Consider the following 18,712-nt stretch of genomic DNA (forward strand, 5'->3'; position numbering starts at 1 on the left):
GTTCTTCTCCAACCCCCAGCACGAGCGCACCAAGCTGTTCCTCAGCCAGATCCTGCACTGAGCCTGGATAGCTGAACACAGACGGCCGGACCGTGGAGGCGGTCCGGCCGTTGCCGTTTGTGTACCGGGTTCAGCGTGAGCGAAGTTCTGCGCGAGCGGTTTGTGGTCAGTCCGCGGGCCCGGTTGCCGCCGGTTTGTCGGACGAGCCCCATTCTGTCCAGGAGCCGTCGTAGAGCGCGACGGGCGGCGAGCCGATGGTCTCCAGCGCCAGCCAAAGGATCGCGGCGGTGACGCCCGAGCCGCAGCTGGTGATGACGGGTTTCGACAGGTCGATGCCTGCGCTCTCGACGGCCCGCCGGATCGTCCCGGCGTCGACCAGACGACCGTCCTTCACCACCTCGGAAACCGGCAGGTTGCGCGCGCCGGGGATATGGCCCGGCCGCACGCCGGCACGCGGCTCCGGTGCCTCGCCACGGAAGCGCTCGACCGCGCGCGCGTCCAGCACCTGGGCGCGGCGATCGGCCAGCCGGGCGGCGACGTCGTCGATCGAGGCGACCCAGTCGCGGTCGAGCGTGGCGTCGAACCGGGCCGGGAGGTAGGGCGCCTCGCCGCTTTCCGTCGGCCGGCCTTCCGCCAGCCATTTAGGGAAGCCGCCATCGAGAATGGCGACATCGACGGCGCCGAAGGCGCGCAGCGTCCACCACACGCGCGGCGCCGAGAACAAACCCTCGGTGTCGTAGACCACGATCTTCATCTGCCGGCCGATGCCGAGCGATTCCATTGCCGCCCGGAACAGCGTCTCGGAGGGCAGCATGTGCGGCAGCGGGCTCGAAATATCCGACAGGGCGTCGATGTCGAAGAACACCGCGCCCGGAATATGCGCGGCGAGATATTCCTCGCGACCGCTCCGCCCGGTCGCAGGCATGTGCCACGAGCCATCGACGATGACGAGATTGGGCGCCCCCAGATGAGCGGCGAGCCATTCGGTCGACACGAAGCGGTTGCTGTCAGGCGAGTCCGATTCGTGGAATTCGGATTCGTGGAAGTCGGATTCGGGCATGGAGCACTCCAGCGCCGCGCGCGGGCGTCAGGCCCAGGCCAGCCGCACGCGGCGATTCTGCTGGCCTTTCTTCTCTATCTTGGTCACCTGCACGGCGCCGATTTCGTCCAAGCCGCGCACATGGGTGCCGCCGCAGGGCTGGAGGTCCAGTCCCTCGATCTCGACGAGGCGCACCTTGCCGCTGCCCATCGGCGGCTTCACCGACATGGTCTTGACGAGGCCGGGATTGGCAACGAGTTCCTCGTCGCTGATCCAGCGTTCCTTCACCCTTGCGCCGGTGGCAATCATTTCGTTCACCTTGGCGGTGATTGCGTCCTTGTCCAGGCCGCCCTCGGGAATGTCGAAGTCGAGGCGGCTCTCCTCATCGCCGATGGAGCCGCCGGTAACCGGGAAAGGCAGGGCGACGGAGAGCAGGTGAAGCGCCGTGTGCATGCGCATCCGCTTGTGGCGCGTCGGCCAATCCAGCCGCAGGGCCACTGCTTCGCCGGCCTCGGGAGGCTCGTAACCGCTGGCGGGGATGTGGACGATTTCGGCCTTGGAGGGGCTATAGACCGCCGTCTCAATGCCGATCTCGCTGCCGTCGGCCCGCACGAGCACGCCACGATCGCCGGGCTGACCGCCGGCCGTGGCGTAGAAAATCGTCCGGTCGACGATGATGCCGCCTTCCGGCGTCACCGCCGTGACCACGGCGGACGTTTCCTTGAGATAGGCATCGTCGCGGAACAGGAGGAGCGTTTCCATTATACCAGCGCGTTGGGCACGTCGACGCTGCGTTCCAGCCAGCCCGGAACGGGCAGGCCCTTTTCGCGCAGGAAGACGGGGTTGAAGAGCTTGGACTGATACCGCGTGCCGTAGTCGCAAAGCACGGTGACGATGGTATGGCCGGGGCCGAGTTCCCTCGCCAGTTGCATGGCGCCGGCAATATTGATGCCGGACGAACTGCCGAGGCACAGGCCCTCATATTCGAGCAGGTCGAACACGATCTGCACCGCTTCCGCGTCCGGTATGCGGTAGGCGAAATCGACCGGCGCGCCTTCCAGATTGGCGGTGATGCGGCCCTGGCCGATGCCCTCGGTGATAGACGAGCCTTCGGACTTCAGTTCGCCGGTGGTGTAGTAGCTGTAGAGCGCCGCGCCGAACGGGTCGGCAAGCGCGATCTTGATGGCGGGATTGCGCTCCTTCAGCGCGATGCCGGTGCCGGCCAGCGTGCCGCCGGTGCCGACCGCGGCGACGAAGCCGTCCACCTTGCCATCGGTCTGCGCCCAGATCTCCGGCCCCGTCGTTTCGATATGGGCGAGGCGGTTGGCGACGTTGTCGAACTGGTTGGCCCAGACCGCGCCATTCGGCTCGCTGGCCGCCAAAGCCTCGGCCAGACGGCCGGAAACCTTCACATAGTTGTTGGGGTTGGCATAGGCGACCGCAGGCACCTCGACCAGCGCGGCGCCGGCGAGGCGGAGCATGTCCTTCTTCTCCTGGCTCTGCGTTTCGGGGATGACGATCACCGAACGGTAGCCGAGGGCGTTGCCGACCAGCGCGAGGCCGATGCCGGTATTTCCCGCCGTGCCCTCGACGACGACGCCGCCGGGACGCAACTGGCCGCGCGCCACCGCGTCCTGAATGATGAACAGGGCGGCGCGGTCCTTCACCGACTGGCCGGGGTTGAGGAACTCGGCCTTGCCGAGGATCGTGCAGCCGGTGGCCTCGGAGGCGCGCTTGAGCTTGATGAGCGGCGTGTTGCCGATCGCCTCGACGAGACCGTTGCGGATGTCCATGGGCCTGATTTCTTCTGCCGTTTGAAGGCCCACGAAATTAGTGGGCCGCAACCGGCTCGGCAACCGGCTTGCGCGCTAATCCCCGCGAATGCGCTGAAATCGGTCGAGCGCGCGCTGGCGCGCCTGCGCATGATCGACGATCGGGCGCGGATAGGTCTCGCCCAGCACCACGCCGGCGTGGCGCAGGAGGTCGGCCGGTGCCTCCCAGGGCCGGTGGATCAATTTTGCCGGCAGCCCCGCGAGTTCCGGCACGAAATGCCTGACATAGGTGCCTTCGGGATCGAATTTCTCGCCCTGCGCGACCGGGTTGAAGACGCGGAAATAGGGCGCGGCGTCGGCGCCCGAGCCGGCGACCCATTGCCAGCTCGCCGGGTTGTTGGCGGGGTCGGCGTCCACCAGCGTGTCCCAGAACCAGTCCTCGCCGCGGCGCCAGTCGGTGAGGCCGTGCTTGATCAGGAATGAGGCGGCAACCATGCGCACGCGGTTATGCATCCAGCCGGTTTGCCAGAGCTGGCGCATGCCGGCGTCGACCAGGGGATAGCCGGTCCGGCCACTTCGCCACGCTCGCTCAAGCACCGTGTCGTTCGCCCACTCGAAGGCGTCGAAGCGGGGGGAGAAATTCGCCTGCGCGAGGTCGGGGAAGTGGAACAGCAGATGATAGCTGAACTCGCGCCAATAGACCTCGCTGACGAATTTTTCGATATCGCGGGCCGAAGCGTCGCCGGCCGCCTCGGCATGCCGCACGGCGGCGAACGCCCGATGCGGCGACATCTCGCCGAAGCGCAGATGTGGCGACAGGCGGGAGGTGGAGGGCTGGTCGGGACGATCGCGCGCGCCCGCATAGCCGTCGAGCCCGCCGTCGATGAAGTCGGCCAGCGCCGCCCGCGCGCCCTCCTCGCCCGGCGTCCAGGCCTGACGCAACCCCCCGGCCCAGTCGGGTCCCGTCGGCTCCAGCGCCCAGTCCTCCAGCCGTTCGCTTTCCGGCGCCGGAGCGTGCCGCCACGCGGACGGCGCGCGCGTGGGCGAGCGGACGGCCTGGCCCGCCGCCCGGCGATAGAAAGGCGTGAACACACGGAACGGGGCGCCGGACTGTGTTGCGACGGTCCACGGCTCGTGCAGCAGGCTGCCGCCGAAGCTCTCGACCTTGATCCCGCGCGCGACGAGCGATGCCTTCACCGCCCTGTCGGTGGCGATTTCGGGGGCGCCATAGCGCCGGTTCCAATAGACCGCGCCGGCGCCGGCCTCGTGGGCGAGACGTGGCAGCACATCACCCGCCGCTCCCCGGCGCAGGACCAGTTGGCCGCCCTTTGCTTCAACTTCGGCGGACAGTGCCGCCAGTGAGCGGCTGAGCCACCAGCGCGCCGCGCCGCCGAGCGGACGTACGCCCGCGCTCACGTCGTCGAGCAGAAACACCAGCACCAGCCGGCGCCCGCTGGCCTGCGCGGCATCGAGCGCCGGATTGTCGGCGAGGCGGAGGTCGTCGCGAAACCAGACGAGTGCGGGGCGGTCGATGGCAGAGGGCATGCGGGCATTCCTGGCATTTCGCCACCTTTTACGAAACGGCAGGGCAAAACGATCAGCCGTGCTGGTAAAGGGGGCAGAAATTTTATAATGACGATCATCATGAAAAATGGTCGCCACATTCGGCGCCATCGCCAAGGAGCCAGATAATGAGCACCGACCTTCCCCGAGGCACCGCCGTCGTCACCGGCGCTTCCAGCGGCATTGGCAGAGTCTACGCCGAGAAGCTCGCCCGGCGCGGCTATGACCTGTTGCTGGTGGCCCGCGACCGCAATCGCCTCGATACGCTCGCAGCCGCCATCGCCGCTGCGACCGGCCGGAACGCCGAGGTGCTGGCCGCCGATCTCGGGCAGCCGGACGGGGTTGAGGCGGTTGCCGCGCGTATCGCCTCAGATGACGCCATCATCTTGCTGGTCAACAATGCCGGCATGGGCACGGAAGGGCCGGTCGTCGGCGCTGATGCCGGAAAGGTCGACGCCATGGTGCAGCTCAATGTCGCCGCTCTCACCCGGCTCTCGGTAGCCGCGGTGAACGCTTTCTCCGGGCGGGGCAGGGGGACGCTGGTCAACATCGCTTCGGTGGTGGCGCTGGTGCCCGAAGCCTTCCTCGGTGCCTATGCCGGCACCAAGGCCTATGTGCTGGCCTTTACCCAGTCGCTGCAGAGCGAACTGAAGGGTGGGCCGGTACGGGTGCAGGCGGTGGTGCCCGGCTACACGATGACGGAGTTCTTCGACCGCGCCGGGATTGATGCGAAGGCATTGGCGCCGGAAACGGTGATGTCGGCGGAAGATCTCGTCGAGGCGGCACTGCGCGGCTTGGAGGCCGGCGAGACGATCACCATTCCCTCGGTGCCCGACATGGCGGCGTGGCAGGCGGTGGTGGACGATCGCATGTCCATGGCGCCCGTGCTGTCGCGCCGCCGGCCGGCGGCGCGCTACGGCCTGGAAGAGGTGGTTACCGCCTGAGCCGCTAGTAGTCCCACTGGGCGCCGATGCCGACCTCGGCGGCGCCGTCGGCGCCGGTCGCGCCCTGCAGGCGGATGTTCTTGGTGACGTCGACATCCACCGTGACGCGGCTCGATCCCGCGGACGTGCCCTGCCGCACGCCGAGATAGATGTTGTCGTTGAGGCGGCGGCCGAGGCCGACCTGGCCGCCGGTCCCCTCGGCATCGGCCCCCAGCTCCAGGCTGTCGACGCCGAGCGAGCGGCGCACATTCTCGAGCGCGCTGGCGCCGCCGGAGAACTGCGCGACGGTCTGGGCGAGCTGGATCGCCTGACCGCCATTCAGCGAGCCGGCCGAGCGGCCGAACAGCAGGCGGGAGATCACTTCGTCCTGCGGCAGCGTCGGCGTGGACGAGAAGCTGATGACGGGGCGGGAGGCCGGACCCGAGACCAGTACCCGGGCGGTGATGTCGGTGCTGGTCGTCTCGGCGATGAAGTCGAGCTCCGGATCGGTGGTGCCGGTGAAGGTGATGTTGCCGCGCGTGAAGGTGAGGCGGCGGCCGCCGAAATCGAATGAGCCGCGGCGCAGTTGGAAGCCGCCGAGGGTCACCGGCGCCCGTGTCGTCCCGCTCAGCTTCAGTTCACCGCCGAGTTGCGCCTCGATGCCGAGGCCGCGCACGAAGACATTGTTGCTCGGCGCCGACAGGGTGAGGTCGAGGTCGATGCCGTTGCGGGCCGGTCCGGACGGCTCCTGCTGGCGCTGCACGGTCGGGCTCTTGCGCTTGAACGCGGCACTGGCGTTGACGTGACGGACGTCGAGGTCCTGCACCCCGCCCGGAAAGCGATCGGGCACATTGATGTCGAGGGCGCGCAGCACCAGCCGGCCGGTGAGGCGCGGGCCGTTCAGGAAAGCGCCCTCGATGCCGAGCCGGCCTTCAGCGACCAGGCGCATCAGGTCGCTGTTGACCAGTGCCGCATTGGCGAGGTCGAGTTCGATACGGCCGGGATAGCCGGCGGAGGGATCGAGCGCGACATTGCCGCGCCCGGTGATGCTGCCGCCATTGGTGGTGGCGGCGCGGAAGCTGGTGATGGTTACCGAGCGCTCGGTGCCGGTGAGCACTGCCTCTATATTGCTGAGCGCCACGCCATTGACGGAATCGTCGAACCGCCCGCCACTGAGGCGCACCGTGCCGCCGGCGCGCGGCGCGGTGGCCGTGCCGCGCAGCGTGGCGTCGACATTGGCGATGCCGGTGACACGCGCGCCCGTCGCGGCGAGCATCGGGTTGGCGATGGCGAGGTCGATGGCGCCGCGCAAGGCGAGATCGACCTCGCCCGCCCCCAGCGGCACCGAGCCGCTGACCGTAAACCCCTGGACGTTCCGTCCGCTTATGGTGGCACGCAACTGCGCCCGCCCGTTACCGAGCGTGCCATTGGCGGCGATGTCGAACGGACCGGCGCCGGAACTGGCGAGGTCCGGATTAGTCAGGCGGGTGATGCGCAGGTCGTAATTGCCGGTCGGTGCCGCGCCCGTGCCGCCGATCCGCGCCGTGCCTGCCAGCGTGCCGGAAAGGTTTACATTCGGCGCGGCAAGGCTGACCAGCGAAAGCGGTAGCGCGCGCAGGTCCACCGCGAGATCGAGCCGCTCGCCGGCCGTGCCCGAGACCGTGGCGGAGCCACCGCCGGCGCTGAGCGCCAGCCGGTCGATGGCGACGGTGCCGCCGGACAGCGTGAAGGTCGCCGGCGCGGTCAACGCCGCGTTGAGGCCGGGCCGCGCCGCGGTGAGCCGGTCGAGGCGCAGGCGGGCGCCGTCCGTTCGCGGCTCCAGCCGGCCGGCGGCGCGCAGACTGGTGCCCTGAGCCAGCGCTTCCAATGTGAGATCGGTGCCGGATGCATTGCCATCGGCGCGCAAGGTTGCCGTCTCCACGGCGGTGCCGGAAAGGTCCAGCGCGCGCAGTTCGGCCGAGCCGTTCAGGAGCGGCACGCCCAGCAGGTCGCGCGCGCTGCCATTGATGTCGGCCGAACCGATGGACTGACCGAAGGCGCTTATCTTTTCGGCGCTTGCCCGCACATCGGCATTCTGGCGCCCGTCGGCCGCGCTGAGCGTGATGTCGGCGTTCAGGGCGCCGGCCATCTCGGTGAGCGCCAGCGCCGCGATGTCCGCAAGGTCGCCGGCGACGATGGTCAGCCGGCCGGCGGCAAGGCCCGCCGGGTCGAGCGCGAGATCGCCGCGCGCGGTGACCGAGCCGATGGCGAGGTCGAGACCGGACAGGCGGCGGGTGCCGTCCGGCTCGGTGGCGAGCGCGGCATTGCCTCGCGCCGGCCTGCCGCCAATGTCACCGGTGAGCGCCGCCGTGCCGGAGAGGTCCCCGGTGATGTCCGACGCGGTGATGTCGAGCGACAGGTCGCGGACGGGACGCCCCTCGGCCGTGCCGTTGGGCACCTGCAGCGTCGCCTTGACGCCGAGGGCGTCGAGGGTGCCGGAGAACGCGGCATTGGCCTGCAGCGCTCCACCGAGGCGCGGCTCGATCCGCGCGAGGTCGTCGAGGGTGAGCGTTGCCGTGAGGTCGGCAAGGTCGGCGGCGATGCGGCCATTGACCGTTGCCGCCACACCTTCCGTGTCGATCTTCAGATTGTTGACCGACAACGCGTTGGCGCCGTCGCGCGCCAGAGCGCCATCGATTCGCATCTCGCGTCCCACCAGAGCGTCGAGGCGCTCGATGCCGGTCTCCAGCCCCAGCGCATTGCCCTTGAGATCGGCGCTGGCGCGGGTGAGATCGGTGGAGGCCGACAGCCGCGCGTCGAGCGTGGCCATGCCGGCGAGGGGACGGCCGGCCAGAGGCGAGAAGGCCGCAAGGTTCAGGCGGGCGACCGTGAGATCGCCATCGATGGCGCGCCCGTCCACATGGCCGGCGAAACGGGCCGACATGGCGGCCAATTCGGCGGAGGCAGCCTCCAGCACGGCGGCACCGTCCGGCGGAAGCGTTCCGGTGGCGGAAAAGCGGCCCTGTGTGCCGAGGGCGGCCGCCACCTGCGGATCGGTGGCGGCCAGACCTTCCGCCGTTCCGTCGATGGAGAAGGCGAGGTCGCCGGAGGGGTCGGGGAGGGTGCGCAGCGTGGCGGCGAGCGTGCCGGCGCTGTAGCCTTGTCCCGTCAGTTGCGTGGCGGTGATTCGCGCGTCGACGGTCGGTGCGGGAAGCGGGCCCTTCAGCGTTCCGGCAAGGCCGAGGCGGTCCCAGCCAACGCCGGGCGCCAGTGCTGCGAAGCGGGCAGCCTCGCCGAGTGTCGCATCGAAGGTGAGGTCGGCAGTCTGGTCGGCGTCGAGGGTGCCGTTCAGCGCGGCCTGGAAGCCCGCGGCGTGGGCGGTGAAGTTTTCAATGGCGAGATTCTGTGCATCGTCGACCGTTGCTGAGCCGGCTATCTCGCTGCGGCCTTCGAAGAGCGGAGAAATGTTCGCCGGCAGAATATTGGCAATATCGGCATCGATGGCGAAGTTCAGCTTGTGCCCGTTGGCTACGGCGCGGATGCCGGCGGCGCCGCTCGCTTCAGCCTGGTCGCCGACGGTGACGCGCAGATGCCCGTCCCAGGCGTCGAGCGGACCAGCGCCCCTGAGCGACGCAGCGATTTCCGGTAGTCCGTCGAAGCCGGCGGCGCGTGCCATCAGTCCGCCGGCCGGCTCGCGGGCGGCGATGTCGAGGTCGAGGCGACCGGTGTCGGGTGCGTAGCCGGCCGAGCCGGTCAACGTGCCGGGCGCGTCGAGCCGCTCCAGCGCGAAGGTCGCCGACAGACCCTGCGCCAGCGAGGCGATGTCCGCCGAACCGTTCAGCGACAGGCGGGCGGCATGGTCGAGCACCGGCTCTTCCAGCACGATCTCGGGAATCGACAGGCGCTCCAGCCGCACCGGCAAGGCGAAGTTCGACCCCTCGGAATCGGTCGGCTCGGAGGGGGGCAGTTGCGGGCGGCGGTCGAGCGTGACACGCGTCGCGCCTAGATCCGTCACATCCACCCGGCCCGACAGCAGTGCCAGCGGCCGCCAGTCCAGCCGCGCACCCTCGATGCGGGCGAACGGACCCTGGGCGTCGGCGAGTTCGATGGTCTCGACGCTCACGTCGAAGGGCACGAAGCCGCCAAGGCCGCGAATGGCCACCGTCAGCCCGGGAGAGGAGGCGAGCGACGAGGCAAGGCTGGCGAGCATCGCCTTGCCCGGCGGCGTCTGCAGCGCGCCGAAAGCGGCCACGAGCAGCGCCAGCAGCGAGAGCAGGGCTATGCCCAGGATTTTGAGCGCGCTCCGCATCAGAAGGCCTGTCCCAGACTGACATAGACGCCGAAATCGCCGTCGTCCGGCCCCGGATTGAGCGGGAAGGCGAGATCGACCCGCAATGGACCAATGGATGTATAGTAGCGTAGGCCCACGCCGGCCGAATATTTCATTCCGTCGAAGTCCGGCCATTCCGAGGCAAAGGCCGAGCCCATGTCGACGAACGGCACAATGCCGATCGTGTCGGTGACCCGCACCCGCGCTTCGAGCGAGGCCTCGAAGAAGCTGCGCCCGCCGATGATGATGCCGTCCTCGTTGCGCGGGCTGGCGGACTGGTAGTCATAGCCGCGCAGCGAGCCGCCACCGCCGACATAGAAGCGCCGTTGCGGCGGCACGTCGTAGAGCCCGGCGCCGATGATGCTGCCAGCCGCCAGCCTTCCGGCGAGAATGAAGCGCTTGTTCTCGTCGAAGGCGTGATAGGTCGATACGGAGCCGTTGAACAGGGTTGGTCCGGCGCCGGCATCGCCGAGATAGGCGAAGGGCTCGACCGTCGCCGACACGCGCCAGCCGCGCGAGGGATCGAGCCTGCTGTCCGTATTGTCGTAGGTCAGCTCGAACGGGACGCCGATGATGCCGTAGTCGCGCGTGTCCGTGCTGTCCTCCACCTGGGACTGTTCAAGGTCCAGGCTGACCTGCAGCTTCAGATCGTCGCTGAAGCGGTGACGAACGCCGACCAGCAGCGTGGCCGCCTCGCGCACATAGGCGTTGGTCACCTCGCGCAGAATGGCGGCCTCGGCCACGAGGTCGTTGCGCGCGGTGTAGATGCCGGGCTTCACGAAGGTCGCGGCGAATTTGTAGCCGAACGGATCGGCGCTGGGCACCGCCTCGGATTTCTCGCCGAACCAGGAGGCCTGGGCGTCGAGCCGCAGAGTCTCGCCGCCGCCGAAAAGGTTGCGATGGCCCCAATAGGCATTGAGGGCCGACCCGTCGGTGGAGGAATAGGTGGCGCTGAAGCCGACATAGCGCGGCTTGCGGGGCGAGACCTCAATGGTGATCGGCAGGCTGCCATCGGAGTCGAGCCTGTCGGCCTCGCGGATGCGGACGCTGGCGATGGCCTCATATTCGAGCAGCCGTCGACGCAGCCGGTCGAGCGTCTGTGGCGAATAGGGCGTGCCGGGCGCGATGTCGATGCGTTCCTCGATGAAACCCGGGGTAAGGAAGTCGGCTCCGGTCACTGTGAAGCGGCCGAAGGTGGCAACCGGACCGGGCGACACCAGGAAGGTAACGTCGACCGTCTTCTTCACATGGTCGGCCACGACCTCCTTATCGACGATGCGGGCGAAGGGGTGGGCTGCGGCGCGCCAGTGATCGACGATGATCCCCTCGGCGCGGACGATGGAGGTGGCAAGGGCAGGCTCGCCGGGGATCAGCCGGAGTTGGGCAAGGCTCGGTGCGTCCGTCAGCGGGCGGCGGGTCCTGGCGTCGACGAGGTTCACGCGGCCAAAATGGAACTGGTCCCCGGCCTGGACATCCACCTGGACCGGCACGGGACCGCGTGCGCGCGCGGCTTCGACCCTCTCGAAAATGTCGGGGGCGTCCGGCGGGGAGCCGGCGAGGCGGATGCGGATGATGCCCCCATAATAGCCGGCGGAATAGAGAGCAGCATTGATGTCGCGTCGGTCTGCCAGCGCGCGCCGCACCAGCCCGGCGGCGCCGGAAGGCGGGCGATCGCTCAGCCGCTCGAGGTTGGAGGCCGCCTTGACCCTGTCGGCCAGAGCGCTGTCGCTGCCTTTGACGTCGAAGGTCACTGTATAAGGCGTGGCGTCCGGGGCCGGCGGCGCCGCATTCATCGGCTTGGGGCTGAACAGGTTCACCAGCGGGCCGAACAGGCCGCCCTGCGTGCCGTCCTGCGAGGCGTCGTCATTGTTGCCACCGAGCAACTGGGCGGAGGCCGGCCCGGAGAGCGCGAGCAGCGACAGCACGCCGCACAGGACGAGCGCAAGCCAAAGGTACCCCTTCTGCCTTCCGCCAGCCAATCCGCTCCCTCCCCCGCGTCAACCATCAAGTGCCACCGGCGTGTGGCGATTCCCCCAAGGCCGCGAAGCTAACGTCACGACAATGAAAATTGGCTTTCCAAGAGAGAGCCTCCCCCTGATTGCCGCGCGGAGCTATGAAGCGTCAACCTCGCTGGCGAAATAATGCAAATTTCGTCTTCCCTGATGGTCGCTGCGCGGCCTGTCCGCCGGAAGCGGCGCGGCGATCGCCTTTCCCCGTCGGGGGCGGCGGCGCCGGAGCGTTCTCTCTCGGTTTCACACCCTGTTCAGCCGGATGGTCCGCCGTTCCTCTGCGCATGGCAGGGCGGGCGAGACCGACCCCGTCTGGGGAAAGCCCAGCCTGCGGGGCGGCCTCTGCCGGGCACGGCAGGGAGCGCGACCTGCCCGGACCGCCGGCCGAGGTGAGTGACGGGCGCGCATGATCGGGCCGGTGATCGCCCGCCATGGCGACGGTGTGTTCGGCTGCCCCTTGCTCGACGCCTCGGTCCGCAGGCACGCGCGACAGGCGCTGCCGGATGGCCTCGAGCTCCTTCCAGGAAACGCATTCCAGGACCCACGTTCCAAGAAGCGCGTTCCCAGCTTGCGAGGAACCGGCCGCCGCCCTGCTCCGACGCCGATGGGGTCAGTCGCCCAGGCTTCGGCGGAATTCAGCGGCGAGCGCCTCGACTTCGTGAGCGCCCTTGGAGCCCGGAACGGTCTCCAGCAGGGTGAGTCCCTTCCCCATGCTGGCGGCGTAGCCGACCCGATTGCCGAGGCGGGTCTGCGCGGCGGGATGGCCGAGGGCCATGATGGCGGCGCCGATCTCCTGCGTGAGCGCCGCACGGGATTGAGCGCGGTTGATGACGAGGAGGGATGCCGTGCCCTCCTTGGCGATCATGTCGAGCGTCGGCTGGGTGGCCCACAGGTCGATGGGCGTCGGCTGGACCGGGACGGCGACGAGATGGGCGGCTTCGATGGCCGGACGCGACTCGACGTCGGATTTGGGCGGGGTATCGATCACCACGAAGCTGTAGTCGCGGACAAGGCTGCGGGCCTCCCGGCGCGCGCCCCAGCCGGAGGCGGTGCGGAAGGTCAGCCCGGTACCATCCTCGCCCAAGGTCGTTTCACGCGCCTCGAACCACTCGCCCAGGCTGCCCTGGGGATCGCAATCGAGAAGCGCGACCCGAACCTTGCCTCCCGGGACGCTATGTTGCGCCAGGGCAACAGCCAGATGGGCCGCCAGGGTCGTCTTGCCCGAGCCACCCTTCTGCTGAGCAACAGTGATAATTTTGCCACTCAATGTCGTCTCGCCCTTCCAAAGCCGACTCTGAACTGTTGCGCGAAAATCACTTGCGCCCGGTGTCGCCGCGCCGCCTCAGCGACTTCAATCCCAGATTGCAGGCACGGGGCGGGGCGACGATGGTCAGACGCCGGCCCCGCTCCCCAATACGACGACCTTGGTTCCCACCTTGACCCGACCGTAAAGGTCGATCGCGTCCTGATTGATCATGCGGATGCAGCCCGAGGAGACGTTGGTGCCGATTGTGTGCGGCTCAAGCGTCCCGTGGATGCGGTAGAGCGTGTCCTTGCCGTTCTGCCACAGATACATCGCCCTGGCGCCAAGCGGGTTCGACAGCCCGCCCGCCACGCCCTCGCCGCTCTGGAGCTCGGTGAGCTGGGGTTTGATGTCGGGCCGGCGCGCGATCATTTCCTTCGGGGGGTACCAGTCGGGCCATTCCTGCTTGGAATTAATGGTCGCCGCTCCGGACCAGCCAAATCCTTCCTTGCCGACCCCGACCCCATAGCGCATCGCCGTGCCGCCCGGCTGGACGAAATAGAGGAAATGGGCCCTGGGATCGATGACCACCGTGCCTGGCGGATAGCTCGATCCAAAGGGGACTTCGCGCCTCAGATAGATCGGGTCGATCTCCGAGGTGTCGACGGCGGCGATAGGAAACTTATCCGCTACCGGACCGTAGATCCCCGTAGGCGCATAAGCGGTCACCGACGGCATTGAGGCAAGGGGAGCGGGCGCCGACGTGCCGCGCTTGCAGCCGGCGAGTGCCACCCCAATCCCGGCGACGGCAAGCCCAAGCGCGCCCCGACGATCAAATACCAGCATGATGCAACCCCATTTCTCTCGTTCTCAAAAGCTTAATGCAATCTTGGTAAACAAGTAGTTGCCGAGCGCGTGAAGGGCGGGGCAAGACGGGCTGGAGTTCCGATCGTAACGATTCGCAGTGGCGACCAAACGACACTGTATGTCCCTGTTTTTTCGAGCCGTCACGAGGAAAAGGAACTTTGCATTACCTTAGTTTCTATATGCAGTAGTGCCCAAGGTGTCTCTCACTGGGTCTTTCCGGAGGGCCATAAGGGCATCTATACGATATCAAAAAAGTAAAATAAATCAAACGCATATCTACAAAAATTAATACCAGACATACGCCGATTCCATCGTCGGTGAAATTAACACACACGTCTGATATTTCATCTCTGTGCCCGATGACGCCTAGCTTACTGGTGCCATATTAGGGTATCCAGATAGTGCCAGGCGATGGATGTGGTTCGAATTCAGGCCGGTGACGCCCAGCGGGCGTTTTGAGTGCAGGTCGCGAGGGCGGAATGATGGGTTGTTCTTCCCGGGCGGGCGGAGGCAAATCGGCCGGACTCACCAGTAAGGCGTTTTTTCAAATGTACTGGTATAGTTATGAAAGGTAGGGTTTGCGAAGCAGCTGGAGGTAAAATCGCCAACAGAGACGTTCTCGGCGATTCATGGCGAGTCTGGTGTTTGAAAAGATCATTATAATCAATAAATTGATGAGCTATTCTAATTAGCGACATGAAGCTCGGTTCAGAGGCTCAAGCGCGAGGGTAAACAATAATACACTTATTAGGAAATTATAGGTAGACGGGGATCTGGCGGCGCTCAACGTCGACCATCAGAAGGCGACTGGTTGGCGCGGATCCGACACAAGCTCGACGGGCGTCACGTCGCGGTCCCGATTTCGGCAAAAGAATTTTAACACTGATGTAGTTATGTTAGCTCCTGTTAGCGAAAATGGGGAGCTGCTGATGTCAAAATACAGCGCCTTGACGACCTTTCTTTCCAGCCGAACTCAACCAAGAATATCCATGTCGTTCGAGGACATAGAGAGGATTGTTGGCGCACGACTTCCACAGTCCGCGTTCAACCATCGGGCATGGTGGAGCAACAATCCAACCAACAGTGTCATGACGCGGGCCTGGCTCGCGGCAGGCTTCCGTTCCGAAGAAGTCGACATGCCCGGACGTAAGCTGGTGTTCAGCCGGCATCTGCCGAATCCCACGGTCGGGCCGGGGGGGCGAGTCGCTCCGGCGTCGACGGGATCGCCGTTGGCCGGGCTGTTCGGGGGGCTGAAGGGGACGGTGCACATCGAGCCCGGAACCGACCTGACCCTGCCCAGCACCGCGCCAATTTACCTGTACGAGAGTGCTGACGCCGATCTCGTCCAGGGCGAGCCGGAGCTGCCGGCAGCGGCCTGGCCGTCTTTGTCGCCGGCCGCGCCGTCCACGACACATCAGGAATATAGTCCGAAGTCCGAACCGGGTGGGCCGGAGGAGGATTGAGATGGGAATGCCGCTTCTTCTCGACACATGCGCCGCGCTGTGGATCGCGCAGGGGGCCCCGATCTCGGATGAGGCGCGGGGCACGCTGATCGAGGCACGGCTGCGCGGGGCGCCGATTTCGGTCTCGCCAATGTCGGCCTGGGAGCTTGGGCGGCTGGTGGAGCAGGGCCGCGTGCGGCTGGCCATGGAGCCGGCCAAATGGTTTGCGGCTCTCGCCGCCCTGCCGGGCATGAGCGTGGCGGCGATGACGCCGGACACACTGATCGCGTCGTCATTTCTGCCGGGTGTGGCCCCGCTCGATCCGGTCGACAGGGTGCTGATCGCCACCGCTCGCGACCATGGCTACAGGCTGATGACGCGGGACCGGGTCATGCTCGACTATGCCGAGACGGGATATCTGCAGGCCATCGCCTGCTGAAAGAAACCGTCGCGCAATTGTATTTAAGCACCGTACCGGGTCCAGCCGAGAGCGGGCCCGGCAAGGCGATATGCCGGGCCCGTCGCCTCAGCGTGGACGCGGAAGCGAGCGCAACGCGTCTACCCAGGAATAGTCGAAATAGCCGTCGCGGGCGAGGGAGTGCAACCTGTCGGTGCGCAGCACGCCGTCCTCTATGTAGCGCTCGTCGATGTGCACGCCGACGATTTCGCCGAAAGTGACGTGCCTGCCGGTGACCTTGCCGTGGCGGTCGCTCAGGTCGACTGTGTCTATCCAGACACACTCGAGCGCGCAGGGGGAGGCGGCGACCCGCGGCGGCTTCACCAGCCGCGAGGGTGCCTGTTCGAGATCGGCCAGGTCGAACTCGCTCTCTCCCGGTGCGATCGGCTTGGAGGTGAGGTTGACGGCCTCGATCAGTTCGAGCGTCGCGAGGTTGCAGACGAATTCCCCGCTCGCCATCAAATTGCGCACCGTGTCCTTCAGTCCGGCGCTGGAGAACATCACGATGTCCGGGCTTTCGCTCACCAGGTTGAAGAACGAGTAGGGGGCGAGGTTCGCCACGCCGTCCTCGGTCAAGGTTGATATCCAGCCGATCGGCCGTGGCGCGACGATCGCTTTGAGCGGGTTGTGCGGCAGGCCGTGATTCTTGCGGGCGGGCTCATAGAACATGGGTCAGTACCGGAGGACGAGATCGGCGAGCGCCGGCCGCGGCCGGTCTTCCTGCGGCCGGGCGAGCGTGCCCATATGGACGAAGCCGATGATACGCTCGTTCTCCGCAAGTCCCAGCCCGGCGCGCACGCGCGGGTCATAGGCGTACCATTCCGTCAGCCAGGTCGCGGCATAGCCGTGTGCGTGGGCGGCGAGCACCAGCAGGGTGCAGGAAGCGGCGCCCGAGAGCGTCTGTTCCCATTCGGGGATCTTCGCGTGCGGGCCGGCCTTCGACACCACGGCGATCACCACCGGGGCGCGGGCGAGGCGCGTCCGCTCGATGTCGACGCGGTCGGCGTCGGCGTCCGGCTGGTCCTCGCGAAAGACGGCGGCGATGACCTCGCCCGCCCGCTCGCGGGCCTCGCCCTCGAAGATGACGAAACGCCAGGGCGTGAGCTTGCCGTGATCGGGCACGCGCGAGGCGATGGCGAGCATCGAATCGAGTTCGGCGGTGTTCGGGGCGGGGAAGGCGAGATCAAAGACCTTCGGGCTCTTGCGGGTCTTCAGGAGTTCGAGGGCGGCGGGGTCAATCATCAAGGCATGGCTCCAGATTGGCGCGCCGTGCGCCTGTTGGTTTAGTCCGGCGGTGGCTTTCGCCGGGGCCGATCGGCATTCATCCACGCCATAGCATGATGGCGACGCGGAGAGGGCGGCCGGCGCTCGCGCCGCGGAGGTATGGGTCTTGGGAGCTACCCGACTCGCAAGGCCGACTCGTAGAAGGAAGGTTGGAAGCCAGCAGGTCACCTGCGGGAAGGGGGCATGGGGATGAGAATATGCCGGCGCCGGTTCGAGGCGGTCGCAGCTGCCGTTTCCTTGCTGGCGGCCGGCCTGCCGGCATGCCAACCGCCTAACATGCCAACCGCCTAGAAGGATGAGCCGACCCGTGCGTTTCGGGGACGCCACCGCGCCTCTAGTGGAGCGGTCGAAGTGGCGTCATGACGGGCTGCTGGCGGGCAATGGGGTGATGTCGAATCGGTCGGCGCAAGGGAAGCGCGCGACGAGACGGCCGGACCACCTTGTGGTGTGCCCCGTCGCCGGGCGGCGACGGGGCGACGACGCAGGCGACTTGAATTTGCCTCTGTTTGGAGGCACCAACGACGGCGATGTCGCAGCTTCCTCACACTTCCCTTCGCCAGATCGTAGCCGGCCTCCGGCAAAGGCGGGTGCGTGATCGCCATCCCGACGGGGCAGCGTGCCGGCTCGCGGCGGCGGCGATGGCAGTGCTGTTGGTGCTGGCGTCTCCCGCGGCGGCTCTGGAGGATGTGCCGGTGCCGCCCGGGCCGGTGGCCCAGCACTCGCCGTTCAAAACGTCGCCTTCGACGCTTTCGCCCTCGCAGTTCAGCCCGTCCCGAATCCAGCCCTCGCGGGCGCTGCCTTTCGTCGGCGCGCCGCCGGCCGAGACGCCGTCCGGCAGTGCCGGCCCTTCGGCGAAGATACCTTCCGCCGGTCAGGTGGAGGGGGGCGATCCGCACACCATCCTGCCCCAGCCGCCGGCCGGCAAGGTCGCCATCGGCATGAGCGCGCGCTTCGGCGCGAAGGAAGGGTTGATTCCACGCGGCCTCATCTGGCGCGTCTTTGCCGATCGGCCGGAGGCCTCGGGCGCCTATCCGCTGGTCGCCGAGGCGGCCGATCCGGCGCCCGTGTTCTTCCTCTCGCCCGGCGGCTATGTGGTGCATGTCGCCTATGGCCTCGCCAGCGTGGCGAGGCGCATCGTGGTGGGCGAGGAATCACGGCGCGAACAGCTCACCGTGCCGGCTGGCGCGGTGACGCTGCACAGCGATGTCAACGACAAGCCGCTGCCGGCGGAGAAGGTGACGTATGATCTCTTCGAAGGCAGTTTCCTACAGGGGAGGGCGTCGAGCCGTCCCTATTATCGCGGCGCGCTGCCCGGTGACCTCATTATCCTGCCGGCGGGCGACTACTACGTCATCTCCACCTATGGCGACGGCAACGCCGTGATCCAGGCCGACCTGGCCGTCGCGGCCGGCAAGGTGACGGATGCAACGCTGCACCACCGCGCGGGCGAGGTCACGCTGCGGCTGGTGAATGTGGCGGGCGGCGAGCCGCTGCGCGAGACGCAATGGTCTATCGGAACGCCCGGCGGCGACAGCGTCAAGGAAGCTATCACGGCCGAGCCGACTTTCGTGCTGGCGGAAGGCGAGTACACCGCCGTCGCACGCTATGAGGGCAAGACCTACGCGAAGGTCTTCAACGTCGAATCCGGCAAGAACGGCGTGGTCGAGGTTCGGGTGGGCGAGCAGGTGACGCCGGACGCGCTCGACACTCAGGATGGCAGCGGCGACTGACGCCGGTCGCTTCGTACTTCCCGACATGGTCAACGTTTTCTTAAGCGGGCGGCGCGCATCATCGCAACCGTGTT

14 protein-coding genes are annotated in these 18,712 nt (G+C 67.3%); 4 read left to right on the plus strand and 10 right to left on the minus strand.

Features of this window, described 5'->3' with window-relative positions; genetic code table 11:
• Positions 1-166 precede the first annotated feature (166 nt).
• From sseA to KHC23_RS14035, 4 genes are all read right to left on the minus strand, one after another.
• Positions 167-1,060 (minus strand): 3-mercaptopyruvate sulfurtransferase, encoded by an 894-nt coding sequence (gene sseA / locus KHC23_RS14020; RefSeq protein ID WP_213373295.1) that lies wholly within the window; start codon positions 1,058-1,060, stop codon positions 167-169.
• 27 nt (positions 1,061-1,087) lie between these two features.
• Positions 1,088-1,801, minus strand: a complete 714-nt coding sequence (locus tag KHC23_RS14025; RefSeq protein WP_213373296.1) for an alanyl-tRNA editing protein — start codon at positions 1,799-1,801, stop codon at positions 1,088-1,090.
• Complete coding sequence (locus KHC23_RS14030) at positions 1,801-2,832, minus strand: cysteine synthase A (protein WP_213373297.1); 1,032 nt, start codon at positions 2,830-2,832, stop codon at positions 1,801-1,803. Before KHC23_RS14030 ends, KHC23_RS14025 begins: the two co-directional genes overlap by 1 nt.
• 75 nt (positions 2,833-2,907) lie before the next feature.
• A complete protein-coding gene (locus tag KHC23_RS14035) occupies positions 2,908-4,356 on the minus strand; it encodes a cryptochrome/photolyase family protein (protein WP_213373298.1) in 1,449 nt (482 codons plus the stop codon).
• A gap of 146 nt (positions 4,357-4,502) precedes the next feature.
• Here KHC23_RS14035 and KHC23_RS14040 point away from each other — a divergent pair, with 146 nt between their 5' ends.
• Positions 4,503-5,318 (plus strand): SDR family NAD(P)-dependent oxidoreductase, encoded by an 816-nt coding sequence (locus KHC23_RS14040; protein WP_213373299.1) that lies wholly within the window; start codon positions 4,503-4,505, stop codon positions 5,316-5,318.
• A gap of 4 nt (positions 5,319-5,322) precedes the next feature.
• Here KHC23_RS14040 and KHC23_RS14045 read toward each other — a convergent pair whose 3' ends face one another.
• From KHC23_RS14045 to KHC23_RS14060, 4 genes are all read right to left on the minus strand, one after another.
• Positions 5,323-9,585, minus strand: coding sequence for a translocation/assembly module TamB domain-containing protein (locus tag KHC23_RS14045; RefSeq protein ID WP_246544611.1), 4,263 nt, complete (start codon positions 9,583-9,585; stop codon positions 5,323-5,325).
• Positions 9,585-11,585 carry an autotransporter assembly complex protein TamA gene (locus KHC23_RS14050; protein WP_246544612.1) on the minus strand — a complete coding sequence of 667 codons (2,001 nt, stop codon included), beginning with the start codon at positions 11,583-11,585 and terminating at the stop codon, positions 9,585-9,587. Before KHC23_RS14050 ends, KHC23_RS14045 begins: the two co-directional genes overlap by 1 nt.
• 640 nt (positions 11,586-12,225) lie before the next feature.
• A complete protein-coding gene (gene parA, locus KHC23_RS14055) occupies positions 12,226-12,882 on the minus strand; it encodes a ParA family partition ATPase (protein ID WP_213373300.1) in 657 nt (218 codons plus the stop codon).
• 123 nt (positions 12,883-13,005) lie between these two features.
• On the minus strand, positions 13,006-13,704 hold the full coding sequence (locus tag KHC23_RS14060; RefSeq protein WP_213373301.1) for a L,D-transpeptidase: 699 nt from the start codon (positions 13,702-13,704) through the stop codon (positions 13,006-13,008).
• Positions 13,705-14,654: 950 nt separating this feature from the next.
• Here KHC23_RS14060 and KHC23_RS14065 point away from each other — a divergent pair.
• Positions 14,655-15,188: a DUF7662 domain-containing protein gene (locus tag KHC23_RS14065; protein ID WP_213373302.1), complete on the plus strand. Its 534-nt coding sequence runs from the start codon at positions 14,655-14,657 to the stop codon at positions 15,186-15,188.
• Between the two features lies 1 nt (position 15,189).
• Positions 15,190-15,606 carry a type II toxin-antitoxin system VapC family toxin gene (locus KHC23_RS14070; RefSeq protein WP_213373303.1) on the plus strand — a complete coding sequence of 139 codons (417 nt, stop codon included), beginning with the start codon at positions 15,190-15,192 and terminating at the stop codon, positions 15,604-15,606.
• An 87-nt stretch (positions 15,607-15,693) separates the two neighbouring features.
• On the opposite strand, the gene KHC23_RS14075 is transcribed toward KHC23_RS14070, so the two are convergent.
• Positions 15,694-16,293 (minus strand): flavin reductase family protein, encoded by a 600-nt coding sequence (locus KHC23_RS14075; RefSeq protein WP_213373304.1) that lies wholly within the window; start codon positions 16,291-16,293, stop codon positions 15,694-15,696.
• Positions 16,294-16,296: 3 nt separating this feature from the next.
• On the minus strand, positions 16,297-16,866 hold the full coding sequence (locus KHC23_RS14080; RefSeq protein WP_213373305.1) for a nitroreductase family protein: 570 nt from the start codon (positions 16,864-16,866) through the stop codon (positions 16,297-16,299).
• 680 nt (positions 16,867-17,546) lie between these two features.
• On the opposite strand from KHC23_RS14080, the gene KHC23_RS14085 reads away from it, so the two are divergent.
• Positions 17,547-18,638, plus strand: a complete 1,092-nt coding sequence (locus KHC23_RS14085; protein WP_246544613.1) for a hypothetical protein — start codon at positions 17,547-17,549, stop codon at positions 18,636-18,638.
• Positions 18,639-18,712: the final 74 nt, after the last annotated feature.

This window comes from Ancylobacter dichloromethanicus (assembly GCF_018390645.1).
GTDB lineage: Bacteria > Pseudomonadota > Alphaproteobacteria > Rhizobiales > Xanthobacteraceae > Ancylobacter > Ancylobacter dichloromethanicus.